Annotated in this window: 14 protein-coding genes; 2 read left to right on the forward strand and 12 right to left on the reverse strand. The window is 45.2% G+C overall.

The features are described from left to right. Positions 1-103 precede the first annotated feature (103 nt). Complete coding sequence (locus PK654_RS07965; RefSeq protein WP_271694983.1) at positions 104-487, forward strand: hypothetical protein; 384 nt, start codon at positions 104-106, stop codon at positions 485-487. Here PK654_RS07965 and PK654_RS07970 read toward each other — a convergent pair. After that, positions 469-1,203 (reverse strand): sulfite exporter TauE/SafE family protein, encoded by a 735-nt coding sequence (locus PK654_RS07970; protein WP_443088702.1) that lies wholly within the window; start codon positions 1,201-1,203, stop codon positions 469-471. The genes PK654_RS07965 and PK654_RS07970 overlap by 19 nt on opposite strands. 136 nt (positions 1,204-1,339) lie before the next feature. Between PK654_RS07970 and PK654_RS07975 the strand changes: the two genes are divergently transcribed. Then, the gene (locus PK654_RS07975; RefSeq protein ID WP_271694984.1) at positions 1,340-1,786 is read left to right on the forward strand and encodes a tellurite resistance TerB family protein; all 447 of its coding nucleotides are present in this window, start codon (positions 1,340-1,342) and stop codon (positions 1,784-1,786) included. A 54-nt stretch (positions 1,787-1,840) separates the two neighbouring features. Here PK654_RS07975 and PK654_RS07980 read toward each other — a convergent pair whose 3' ends face one another. The 11 genes from PK654_RS07980 to PK654_RS08030 all read right to left on the reverse strand — a co-directional run bounded on the left by PK654_RS07980 (position 1,841) and on the right by PK654_RS08030 (position 12,527). Then, positions 1,841-2,416: a hypothetical protein gene (locus tag PK654_RS07980; protein ID WP_271694985.1), complete on the reverse strand. Its 576-nt coding sequence runs from the start codon at positions 2,414-2,416 to the stop codon at positions 1,841-1,843. A gap of 142 nt (positions 2,417-2,558) precedes the next feature. Beyond that, positions 2,559-3,089: a 3'-5' exonuclease gene (locus PK654_RS07985; RefSeq protein WP_271694986.1), complete on the reverse strand. Its 531-nt coding sequence runs from the start codon at positions 3,087-3,089 to the stop codon at positions 2,559-2,561. A 40-nt stretch (positions 3,090-3,129) separates the two neighbouring features. Beyond that, a complete protein-coding gene (locus PK654_RS07990; protein ID WP_271694987.1) occupies positions 3,130-4,554 on the reverse strand; it encodes a sensor domain-containing diguanylate cyclase in 1,425 nt (474 codons plus the stop codon). Between the two features lie 272 nt (positions 4,555-4,826). Continuing rightward, a complete protein-coding gene (locus PK654_RS07995) occupies positions 4,827-5,300 on the reverse strand; it encodes a DUF2947 domain-containing protein (RefSeq protein WP_271694988.1) in 474 nt (157 codons plus the stop codon). Between the two features lie 15 nt (positions 5,301-5,315). Continuing rightward, positions 5,316-5,909 carry an HD domain-containing protein gene (locus PK654_RS08000; RefSeq protein WP_271694989.1) on the reverse strand — a complete coding sequence of 198 codons (594 nt, stop codon included), beginning with the start codon at positions 5,907-5,909 and terminating at the stop codon, positions 5,316-5,318. Beyond that, positions 5,902-6,486, reverse strand: a complete 585-nt coding sequence (locus tag PK654_RS08005) for a GNAT family N-acetyltransferase (protein ID WP_271694990.1) — start codon at positions 6,484-6,486, stop codon at positions 5,902-5,904. Before PK654_RS08005 ends, PK654_RS08000 begins: the two co-directional genes overlap by 8 nt. Before the next feature lie 2 nt (positions 6,487-6,488). Continuing rightward, positions 6,489-8,036, reverse strand: a complete 1,548-nt coding sequence (gene tyrR, locus PK654_RS08010) for a transcriptional regulator TyrR (protein WP_271694991.1) — start codon at positions 8,034-8,036, stop codon at positions 6,489-6,491. Between the two features lie 155 nt (positions 8,037-8,191). Further along, entirely contained in the window at positions 8,192-9,211 is a 1,020-nt protein-coding gene (locus tag PK654_RS08015) for a YcjF family protein (RefSeq protein WP_271694992.1), read from the reverse strand. Further along, positions 9,208-10,596 (reverse strand): YcjX family protein, encoded by a 1,389-nt coding sequence (locus PK654_RS08020; RefSeq protein ID WP_271694993.1) that lies wholly within the window; start codon positions 10,594-10,596, stop codon positions 9,208-9,210. Before PK654_RS08020 ends, PK654_RS08015 begins: the two co-directional genes overlap by 4 nt. A 146-nt stretch (positions 10,597-10,742) precedes the next feature. Next, the gene (locus PK654_RS08025) at positions 10,743-10,928 is read right to left on the reverse strand and encodes a hypothetical protein (RefSeq protein ID WP_271694994.1); all 186 of its coding nucleotides are present in this window, start codon (positions 10,926-10,928) and stop codon (positions 10,743-10,745) included. A gap of 87 nt (positions 10,929-11,015) precedes the next feature. Further along, positions 11,016-12,527 carry a fumarate hydratase gene (locus PK654_RS08030; RefSeq protein WP_271694996.1) on the reverse strand — a complete coding sequence of 504 codons (1,512 nt, stop codon included), beginning with the start codon at positions 12,525-12,527 and terminating at the stop codon, positions 11,016-11,018. Between the last annotated feature and the right edge of the window lie 3 nt (positions 12,528-12,530).

A 12,530-nucleotide genomic window follows, 5' to 3' on the forward strand; every position in this document is an offset into this window, starting at 1 on the left:
GCAATCTGTTCAGAGACTATTACGGAAAAACAGAGATTACTTATAAGGTTTTCCTCTGTTTAGCCGTTAAAATACCAATAAATTAATAAGAAGTAGAATACCTATGAAAGCATCAGAACTGATGGCATTTTTGTCAGACATTGACGGCGACAAAGAGATTGTTACCGGTGAAAGCTGGCTGCCTGAGCAGTTAATAAATGCTGAGTTTGACGGCGAACTTATCAACCTTGAGTTTGATAATGCTCCTGAGGACGATGCCGGTGATACCGAAGGGCGTGGTTTTGTTGAGCATGAAGTGAATATGCTTAGAGACAAGATTGTACAGCTACTGTTCGATGACACTATGCCGGCGAAAGTTAAAACTGACGTATTTCTTAAGTTGTTCCTGATGATTCATGAAAAGAGCAGTTCAGAAGTGGTGGAAATCCTTGAAGAGAGTTCACCACTCCACTCCAGAGAGATTCCTCTTCAGAGCGAAGTGAAATAACCACTTTGCCAGATAGCACTAGTCCCGCTGACTAAACATAAAATCAATGCCGCTATGCGAATTTTTTCCTTTGATACATAAGGAATACAGAGTAAAGCGGCACGATATCCCAGCCATGCAGCCGGTAGCAATGGCAGGCTAATCAGAACATGTTTTACCGTCAGATAACCAGCAAAAAGCTGCACAATTAACGAAATTGCTGAACTAAACAGAAAGAATGCAGAAAGATTTCCTCTGAATGCGGCAGCCTCTTGATGCTGGAGCAGTATGGCCATAGGAGGGCCACCTATACTGGATGTTGTGCCCATAAAACCGGATAAAAACCCTGCAACTGCCATTCTGTTCGGGGTAGGTTCCAGTTTGTAAGGGAGCAGACTGACCACAAGGGATAGCAACACAGCGATACCAAGCCATAGGGATAACAGACTGGCTGAGATGTTCATTAATATCACACCACCTATTACAGAGCCGGGAACCCTGGCTATTAACGCACTTTTCAGCCGGCCAAGCTGTATGTTTTCCCGGTTTTTTAAAGTATTAAACAGAGAAATAAACAGAGCCACTATCACTATTGGTGCCGGCACATAATCCGGCGACAAGAGGATAAGCAACGGCGCGGCAACAATAGCGAGTCCGAAACCTATGGTCGATTGAACAAAAGCGCCGAGAAAGATAAAAGTCATGGCGTAGAAGATGGTGATATTGAGTTCAGGCAATGGTTAACTCCATGATAGAAAACGCTATTCTAACCTAGTTTCTGTTTATTAAAGTAAATTAATGTAATGACCAACTTGTAATAAGCTTTCGCAGCTACAATGTAATAATACAAGTTATAAATTCAAGAGTTATATTATGTTCTCCTCAATTACTTCAATATTTAAACAGTTACTTGAAGGTGAAGACTTAGCCAAGTCTTCTGAAGTATCAGTGGATTTGGCTATTGCTGCACTGTTATGTCAGGTGGCTCTGGCCGATCAACAAGTCGATGAAGACGAGAAAAAAGCCAAAGTACAGTTACTGACTCACCTGCTGGATATCGATACAGATAAAGCAAAGTCTTTACTTGATAAGGCTGAGCAAACAGCCGAACAAGCGATTTCACTTTACGAGTTTACTACTCAGTTACGCGAACTTGACCACGAAAAACGTTACGAGTTGGTTCAGGCGATGTGGCAGGTGGCCAATGCTGATGGTGTGATAGACCCGCTGGAAGATGCGGTGATTAGACAGGTCGCTGAATTGCTTTATGTTGATCATAGTGAATTTATCAGGGCAAAGCTTAGCGTTATCGATGGTTAATTATCTGCCCTTTTCTATAAAGCCCGCCAGCCGATAAAGCTGACGGGCTTTTTGCTACTTGACTAACTCGTAGTTGGCCTTCATCTCTTCAGGTGCAATACCGTATTCATAGTTAGCAAGATAGCCGTCTTTATAGACTGTCATACCATTTTTATCCCAGCTCACTTTGATTATTGCCGTTTTGCCATCGGTACTTTCCAGCAGCTTCAGCATCTCGTCATCAATTTTAATCGCTTTGATGGTTTTCACCCGGCGGAAAGATTCAAACTTTGTCGACTCAGGAAGCTTGCCATAGTTCTCAACCCACTTAGATTTAGGCACTAACCACTGATTATACACCTCTCCGGCGATTGGCTCAGGCATGCTGGCGACAACCACATCGTCACTCATTGTATTGCTGGTTTCCAGCGTATAGCCGCCCTTTCCGTCAGAGACATAAGTATCAAATGGTTTGCCTATCTCGTTAGCTTCAGCCAGACGCCCAAGCGTTCTTGCTTTCTTAACAAAAAGCTGAGGGTTTTCAAACTTCGCCATAATCTGAGGAATTTTCTGGAACTCTACCGGCTCGGCAAATGCATTTGCAGCCAAAATAGAGAGAGGTAGCAGGGATAGTTTCAGCCAGTTTTTCATATCAAACCTTATTATTAACAACAAAATTAATATATTAATAATATTTCTGGCTAAATTTCAAATCGATATACCGGTTTTATTACGGATATGGAACAAAGGTTAACAGAGTAACCTGCCGTCGACCATCCCACTTCAACAGCTATCAGAGCATGGTCAGTGCAAGCTTAGCGAGATTATAAGCATCCACGTAACCAGAGTGCTGGCGGCCTTCCCATGGAATATTCTTCTGCTCCTGTGCGGCACTGTGACCAATACGCTTATCTTTCAGACGGTTCTGGATTCGGTAAAGGGTAGCAAGGTTAATAAACTCGCTAAAAGGCATCTCAACCTCTTTCTGCAGACACTCATTCTTCAGGATCAGATCATCTCTTCCCCACGCAGCGTAGATCTTATTAGGGCCGCCAAAATTTTTCAGCATAGATTGAACGACAGAGCCAAGTTCTCTGCCCTGTTTTTGCACTACTTTCGGCGTAATGCCGGTCAGCTCGGTGCAAAACTGCGAAACCTTATCTGTTTCAGGTTTTACATAATACTGAGCACGTTTAACGATCTCTTGCTTAGCAAGATCAATCTCAGCTAAACCAATTTCAATAATTTCACCTGTTGTGCCGACGCCGTCGACATTCCAGCAGCACATTTCCAAATCGAAACAGACTACTCGGTTGTAATTCATTATTTCCCTTTACACTTGCTGTTTTTTCAAAGGCGCGATTCTAGCTTATATCCTCACTGTCGCCCAGTACTGAGACCCGATTGCGGCCAAATTCTTTACTTTTATATAGCTGAAGATCCACTTGCTGAATAAACTGTTCACTATCCTGCCCCGTCCATACCGCAGCACCTATACTGACAGTAAGGGGAATTTCTATATCTGTCGTTAACGGATTCTCAGCGACTGCCAGACGAACCTTCTCCGCATACTCAGCCAGGTGCTTGATATCCGTTAGCTGGCATATGATGTAAAACTCGTCACCACCAACCCGGTATAAATTCCCCTGACTCCCCAGTTCCTCAGCTACCTTCAGTGCAATATGAGATAACGCAGCGTCACCAACGGGATGACCATATATATCATTAATGACTTTAAAATTATCGATATCAAAGGTGACCAGTGAAAAGCCGCTTTCTTCTGAAACAAAACGTTCAAAATCGCGGTTAAATGCCCGCCTGTTGAGTGTATCTGTGCTGGGGTCATGATTAACAAGATAGTTTAGTTCTCTGGTTCGCTTCTTTAGCTCGTGACGCAGAACTTCCCTCTGGTTAATACTCTTGTTTACAATACTGGCAATTAAAAATGAGATAACAAAACCCGACATTCCGATAAAAATCAGAGATATTTTGTCACTTTCAGTCACCACATCACTAAATCTGAACTCAAGTTGCCAGTGACGGTTAGGAAACTGCACTTTCTGCGATAACTGATAAGAGTATGATAAATCCCAGCCGTCACTCTGATACAGAATAGGGTCTTCCTCTGCATTAAAACCTTTGTCCCGAATTTGTACCTGAATATTATCGTTACGCATGGTTTGCGCTATCAGAAAATCGAAATAGACACTGGCGCGCACAACGCCTATCACTATCCCTTTTAGCAGACTTGAATCCGGGTAATTAAATACCGGAGAGTAGACAAGAAAACCGTCTGCGGCCTCTTTATTATGAATATCATCCTGTAGCAGCGTAACCATATCCGAAATGCTCGCCTCACGGCTAACGGAAATAGACTTAACGACTCGAGTAAAACGCTCTTTTTCTGAGAAAAAGCCCAGAACTTTAAGGTTTGCTTCCGTGCGGGGATAAACATCGGTAGCAACATAAATTTCGCTACCCTTCAGGTCTGAGGGAGAAACGATGACTTCATCGTCTTCTGTGGTGGTAAACAGGTTGGCCTGAGGAAACTGGCGGTTAATACGGCGGAGATGTTCCTGAAGGTTGGTTGAGTCTATCTTCTCCATCCACTGCACAGCCACCAGACTTTGCGACTGATCAGACATACCCTGAACAAAATCACTGAAATGACGCCAGTCCTGAGGCTCAGTGGCCTGAAAAAAATTGGCTACAGCCCCAATAGAACCGATGTCACTGTATACGGTACTCTCAAGCAGGCGGGTCCAGCGCTCAACAGCAATTCTGTTCATCTCTATTGAGTTATCGCGCTGTATATTCCAAATGTTCACCAAACCGATGAGGGTAATCAACAGTGAGAACGAAAAAACCACAAACACCCTTATCCCCATATACAGTTCTCTCTAGTCCTTTTCAGCCGGCCTCAAACTAAACAATAGCTTTATTGTATGAATCTTTAAAGAAAATGGCCTATTTATCTAAGTTAAAGGTGTTTTTCCTACATAAAAAAACGACTCCCTAAAGAGTCGCTTGAAAAGTCGCTCGAAGAGTCGTTTGTATCCGGTTATTTTCTGACGCCGATTTTCACCTTGCCATTATCTGAAAACCATAAAGCTTCAGAGCGGCGACGGCCTATTAAGATAGGTCCGTCGTCAAAAAACAGGAAGTTCTTCCAGTTATTTTTAAATACTGACCATTTAGTTTCAATGACGTTGTACTTTTCATAACAGAAGTACACAGTTACATCATCCTGCCAGTCAATCGCCTGCAGGATCTCTTCCGGCATAGCAGGATCATCGTCTTCCCAAGCCCCCATCCATGAAACTTCACTGTGCCAGTTTGCTTTTTTGCTTGGCCAGTCCTGATTACTCAGCCTTTCAGCGTCAGGGCTCTGACTGCTGATATTGTCGATCCATAACTGGCTGGAACGAGCTTGTGTCATTGGTTTAATCTGCTCAAGCTCACTTTCATCTACTGGCATAGACTGATGAGTAAAAATCCACTTTCGGTTATAGTCATTGATGTTGATATAGGACATTTATACTCCGCTATATTAAGGTTTCAACCAGCCGTTATTTACAGACTCGTCTATGATCTGCAAGGCTTTCTGCCACAGGCGCTCTGAGCCCTTTTCGATTCTCTGATTTATTTCAACCACCTGATGTCTGGCAATACCGTGTTCAATCCAGCTCTGGCCGTGGTTATTGTGATTCATAAGAATGGGAATGATACGGTCGATGGCCTTGGCAAACTTTGCATCAGCAGATTCAGCCTGTTCAAACTCCAGCCATAAAGTTTTAAGCTGCTCAGCCTGATCGTCAGGAAGCATAGAGAAAAGCCTTTCTGCCGCTTCAAGTTCCTTCTGTTCCTGCTGCTCAGAAGCCTGCACATCATAAACAAAGGTATCGCCTGCATCGATCTCAACAATATCGTGCAGCAGCAGCATTTTCACAACGCGTTCTATCTGAACGGGCTCATTAGCGTGTTCCTCAAGAAGAACTGCCATCAGGGCTACATGCCAGCTGTGTTCAGCACTGTTCTCCAGCCGTTTATCTGCGCATTTTACCCTTGTTCTTCTTAATACTGACTTGAGCCGGTCCAGCTCCATAATCAGTGATAGCTGACGGGCTAATCTTTCGTTATTCATTATTATCCTGCCATTCGGTATTTATAAGGGAAGTGAGTTTATGATCCTGCCAGCGGCCATCAATCAATAGGTAATCTTTGGCATAACCGACGGGTTCGAAGCCATTAGCTAACAGAACCGCTTCACTTTTCAGGTTATGGGGCATATAGCTGGCGGATATGCGGTGTAAATTTTGCACCCTGAACATCCAGTCACAAGCCATTTTAACAGCCTGACGCATGACTCCCCTGCCTTGGGCATCCTCATCAAGTGAGTAGCCTACATTACACGAGTGCAACGGGAAGCGGACTAAATTGCTAAAGGAGACCGTTCCCAGCATTTCGCCGCTTTTAAGATCGATAATCAGGCAGTAAAACCCAAGGTTAAGGGCATGAAGTTCACATAACTTAATCAGTTTTTTCTTCCAGCCCTGTTCCGTAAAGAACGCCTCTTCCCTTTTCGGCTCCCACGGCTTAAGAAACTGACGATTTTTTAAAAAGTAACCACTGATCAATGCAGCGTCATCTTTTCTGGCCAGCCGTAGCTGAATATCACCGTTTCGCAAATCCATCTGATGGATTTTGTAATCACGCCACATGGTTATTTTTTCCTGATGCCATAGTCACGTAGTTTATTGGCAATGGAGGTATGCGATACGCCAAGACGCTTTGCCAGTTTACGGCTGGAAGGGAATGACTGATAAAGACGATCCAGTACCTTAGTCTCATAATCTTTCATGATTTCATCCAGCGAACCATCAAGGTTAACGCCTACCTGATTTACAACAGCAGAGTCAACTTTCGGCAACTGGAACTCGTCGATAGTCAGAAGGTTATCGCTTATTCTGGTTAAAGCACGAAGGACAGTATTGTCCAACTCACGAATATTACCCGGCCACTGATAGGCGGCCAGTTCGTCCATTGTCTCTTCCGTCAGCAGAGGTTTCTCTATACCAAGCTCCTGACAATAACGTTTAAGGAACAGGTCAATCAGGAAACTTACGTCATTAGAACGCTCTCTCAGCGAAGGTATAGACAGGGTTAATACATTTAATCTGTAGTACAGATCTTCCCTGAACTCACCTTTTTCCGTCAGCTCAGCCAGATTTTGCTTAGTCGCGGCGATAACCCGCACATCGACATGCACTTCATGCTCTTCACCCACCCTGCGGAAAGTACCATCCTGCAAAAATCGTAGTAACTTGATTTGCAGGTGGGAACTCATCTCACCTATCTCGTCAAGAAATACCGTTCCGCCGTCAGCCTGTTCAAAAATGCCTTTGTGTCCTGCGCCCTGATTAAATGCTCCGGGCGCATGACCAAACAGTTCTGTTTCTGCCACATCGTCAGGCATAGAAGCACAACTCAACACCAGAAACGGTTTAGATGCCCGGTCAGAACGGTTATGACACGCTCTGGCAAGCATCTCTTTACCGGTTCCGGTTTCGCCTTCAATCAACAAGGGTTGGTCAAGCATTGCCAGCTTCTTAGCCTGACTCATCAATGCTTTATGACGGTTAGAGATACCGACAAAATGTTCAAAACCTATGGTATTTGACTCAGGAAGGAACATCACACGGGATTTGCCTGCATTATCAGATTTTAGAGTCACTACGGCACTAGCCAGTACTGATTCATCACTGTTCTCCCCCCTGATATAAACAGGAACAATTTCTAAGGTATAGTCGAGACCATTGACGACAACATTTTCTCTTTTGCGGCTGATTTCACCTTCTGCCCAATTAGAAAAGCTAAAGCCAGAGATATAGTTGTTTAATTGGCTGCCGACCAGTTCATCCTGCTCTGTTTCCAGAAGCGCGCTGGCGGCATGGTTTGCCATATCAATGGAGCCTTTCAGGCTGACAGACAAGACAGGATCAGGAAGGTTAGCCAGCAGGGAAACCAGTTCGGTATTGTGGCGCTCACTGGGCATAAACTGGATTTTCCGCACATCCATCACACCGGATATGCGCCGGATCTGAGCCATCAGTTCACTAAACACTTCGAAGTCGATTTCAGGGCAGTTCAGATAGATAATACCGCTGACATCTATCTCAATGCCTCTGAGGTCAATATTTTTTGAAGCGAGTATATCCAACAGCTCACGGGTTAACCCAAGCCGATCTTCACATAAAACTTCTAGACGCAAGACAATATCCTCAAGGGTGTCAGGAAAAGTTGACACCAGTTTGAATTAACCGCCCTGCCTCGTCAAGTCGCCTTTAAAAAAGCGCTGCTAATTGCTCGTTTAACGACTGATTTTGTTCACTTGTTCAGCAAATATGCAATCAGGTAACATAAGTTTTACAACTTATTTTTCAGCTCTAACAACAGCGCCTTACGAATCTCGCCAAGTTTAACCCTGCTTTGCTCGTTCCAAGGCACAGGGCGTAGCAGAGACATAGCTTTAAGCCCCAGCCTTGCAGTCAGGATCCCAACACCAAAGCCTTGTGCCACTCGTGCTGACAGTTTTCCTGCCAGATCCATTGAAAGCAGATCCGCACCGGCATCAGTTGCCAGTTCCGTTGCTCCGGCAGCGGCCATGTTGATCAATACTAATTTAAACAGCTGAATTCGCGACCAGTACCCCAGTTCAACACCATATATTTCAGCCAGTTTGTCGATCATTTTCAGGTTGCGCCACGCCACCAGCAGGATATCGGCCACTGCCAAAGGGCTGATGGCCACCAGTGCAGCAGATTCGGTAGAGAGTTTAGCTACAATGGCTTTTGCCTGTTTATCTTGTTGGCTAACTACCATACCGTCATACATTTCAATAATTTCAGCATCACTATGAGAAGGGTCGATAGCATTGCTCCAGCGATCCAGATAAGGATTTTCGGCAATAATTCGTGACTGTGCGGCCAGATCTTCACAAAATGCTTTGCCTTTACCGATACTGTCACTGTTTATTATTGACTCACTCTGTTCCTGAACAGAAAAGTGGTTGCGCAGCTTGCGTATCTTCCATAATTCCCGTGTTAACGCACTAATACCAAGGCCTGCAACAGCAGCAATAAATGCTGACCAGCCTATAGTCAGCCAGTCTGAGCTTTGCCACGCCGTAATGACGCTATCCACCGTCTGCCAGCCGACTAAGCCGGTAAATGATGCAAGCAAGGCTGACACCATAACTCCCCTGCTTTTCTTTGGCCGGATAACTGACTCAAGTTGCTGTTCACTCTGCTCAGACTCAGTTTCGTCAATTTCACTGGGAACGAACTTCTGTTTCGGCTCAAACTGCTGCTGCAGAGTCAGCTCCTCATCAGAACGCTCTTTCTGAAGAGGCTGTTCAAAAATCTGCTTGGTTTTTATTTCTGTCATTTTAATTTGTCTCCAATCAGATACTGAATCGCTTTATCCAGACGTATATGTGCCAGAGGAGCATCCGCTTCGCTCTCCAGTGGAAGAAAACTATTAAAGTCAAACCGGTTATTTTGCCAAAAATCCGCTTTGGGTAATTTCTTAGGTACCTCGCCCGGAAATAGTGTCATAGGTTCACCGCTAAGGGTAACTCCCTGAATAGCGGGTATATTCTGTTCACCGTCGGAAACAAAACCGTTCGAGGTAGCTTTAATGGAAGCGATACTAATACACTCCATATCGATGTTCTCATAGGCGGCGTGCTGCCATGACGGATGAATCAGTTGCTGAAGCAGCGACACCTGGTGGCTGTGTTGATCCGGGGTAATATGATCCGCTTTGGTTGCAGCAAATAGTATTTTATCGATTCTTGGGGCAAACAGTCGTTTCAGCATCGATGAGCGGCCATACTTAAAGCTTTTTAGTATCTGCTCTAATGCATCCCTCATATCATAAAAAGGCTCCTGTCCGGCATTCAGTGGCTGCAAGCAGTCCACCAAAACAATTTGCCGGTCAAAAGTAGAAAAGTGCTCTTTATAAAAACGCTTAACAACACTGTTCTGATACTCACGATAGCGGGATTTCAGCATCTGGAAATTAGAATCTTTAGCCGCTTTTTGCAGCTGCTTTTCCTTGCCTTTCAGCTGTACCGGATAAAACTGTAATACGGGTGCGCCATCGAGATCACCCGGCAATACAAAGCGCCCGGGTTGTACCCAGTGTAGTCCGGCATCTTTGCAGCTATGCAGGTACTGAGTATAGGCCTGCGAAACCTGCTCAATCTGTTTTTCGTCAGCGGTTGCCATGAGATCTTGTTGTTGTTCAAGTTGCATCCACTGCTCAGCAAGCTGCTTTCTTTTACCTTTCATACTCTCAAACTGTGTCTCACACCACTGTTCGAAAGTAAGGTCCAGCAGAGGGAGGTCCAGTAACCACTCGCCGGGATAGTCAATAATATCCAGATACAGAGTACTACTGTCAGAAATCAGTTTTTTAGCGCCCTTTTCAGGCCTGAACTTAATCGCCAAACGAATTTCGCTCACATCCCTTGTAGGGACAGGCCAGCACGGAGGCTGACTAAACAAGGCTTCCATTGACTCATCGTAGCCAAATCGGGGCACCATTAAGTTTTGCTGAGGAACACGCTTAGCACCAATAAGCCGTCTGTCTCTGGATACATGGAACAAAGGCAGGTTATCTGCAGTAGAAGAGTGCAGCATCTGGTTTACCAGTGAAGTAATAAAGGCGGTTTTCCCTGCCCGGGACAGTCCGGTTACGGCAAGTTTAAGATGACTGTCCATGCCGCGGTTAATAAAGTCATTAATTTCCTGACGAATTTTTTTCATTATCTATTTTCCTCTGAACCGCTCCAGAGTAAGGTAAATACAGGTTCATTACTATGAAATAGTAGGAAATTTAACTTACTTTACAAACAAAAACGGCTGGTCCAATAACCAGCCGCGAACACAGTTATTTTATAACCAGTATCTGGTTAATCATCTTCAATTAGCTTATAAATAACCAGTAATGCCAGCTCAAGCAGAAGTGTGGTCGCAACAGCTATCACTACCCAGTGCTGATTAAAAATGGCAATACCGTTTAGTACAATGTCCCGGGCAACAAAAAAGCCAACGACAACGGCGATAACCAGTTGAAGAAACTGAACAAAACGGGGCATACTCTCTCCTGCTTTCAGCTCTCAAAGAGCCATTAGTACTTAGGTTATTAGCGCACTAAACCATTTAACGCGCCAATGTTAATAAAATTATTCCGCTTCAGCGATTTTAACTTTCCACGTGTCAGGGCCAATCTGGTGGGCGTTCGAACCGGTAGAGTCAACCGCTACTGTTACCGGCATATCTTCCACTTCAAACTCATAAATAGCTTCCATACCAAGCTCTTCAAAAGCAACCACACGCGCTTTCTTAATCGCCTTAGCTACCAGATACGCCGCGCCACCTACGGCCATCAGATAAACCGCTTTATGTTTCTTGATGGACTCAATGGCAGCAGGGCCACGCTCAGCCTTACCAATCATACCTGTCAGACCGGTTTGCGACAGCATCATGTCGGTGAACTTGTCCATACGGGTTGAGGTAGTCGGGCCGGCAGGACCAACCACTTCATCACCTACTGCGTCAACAGGGCCGACATAGTAGATAAACTTACCGTTGAAATCGACACCTTCAGGCAAGCCTTCGCCGCTTTCCAGCAGCCCCTGAATTTTTTTATGGGCAGCATCACGACCGGTCAGAATCTTACCGGAGAGCAGTACAGTTTCACCGGTTTTCCAGCTCTGTACATCTTCCTTGGTCACTTCATCAAGGTTTACACGACGGGTATTTTCGTCCGCTTCCCAGGTGATTTCAGGCCAGTCTTCCAGCTTAGGTGGTGTCAGCTCAGCAGGGCCGCTGCCATCCAGTGTAAAGTGAACGTGTCTGGTTGCTGCACAGTTAGGGATCATACAAACAGGTTTTGATGCCGCGTGTGTTGGCGCTGTTTTGATTTTCACATCCACAACGGTAGTTAACCCGCCAAGGCCCTGAGCACCAATACCCAGCTTGTTTACTCTGTTAAAGATATCAAGGCGCAGCTCTTCTTCTGCATTTTCGGGGCCGCGCTCGATAAGCTCCTGAATATCGATATGCTCCATCAGAGACTCTTTCGCCAGTACCGCTGCTTTTTCAGCCGTACCACCAATACCTATACCCAGCATTCCCGGCGGACACCAGCCCGCTCCCATCAGAGGAACCGTCTTCTCTACCCATTCAGCGATATCATCAGACGGATTTAACATAACCATCTTAGTTTTGTTCTCTGAACCGCCGCCCTTGGCCGCGATCTGAACTTCAACCTTGTCGCCCGGAACCATATTAATATGAACAACCGCCGGAGTATTATCTTTGGTGTTAGCACGTTTCCCAGCGGGGTCGCTTAGAACAGAAGCACGCAGCGGGTTATCCGGATTGGTATAAGCCTGACGGACACCTTCGTCCACCATCTGCTGAACAGTAAGGTCACTCTCCCACTGAACATTCATACCAATATTAACAAAACAGGTCACAATCCCCGTATCCTGGCAAATAGGACGATGCCCTTCAGCGGACATACGGGAGTTAATCAAGATCTGAGCGATAGCGTCCTTTGCTGCCTGGCTCTGTTCCTTTTCATACGCCTTTTCAAGCGCCTGAACAAAATCTAACGGGTGGTAGTAGGAAATGTACTGAAGTGCATCAGCAACACTGCTGATGAGATCCTGTTTTCGGATGACGGTCATTGC

The organism is Vibrio sp. SCSIO 43137 (genome assembly GCF_028201475.1).
Taxonomy (GTDB): domain Bacteria; phylum Pseudomonadota; class Gammaproteobacteria; order Enterobacterales; family Vibrionaceae; genus Vibrio.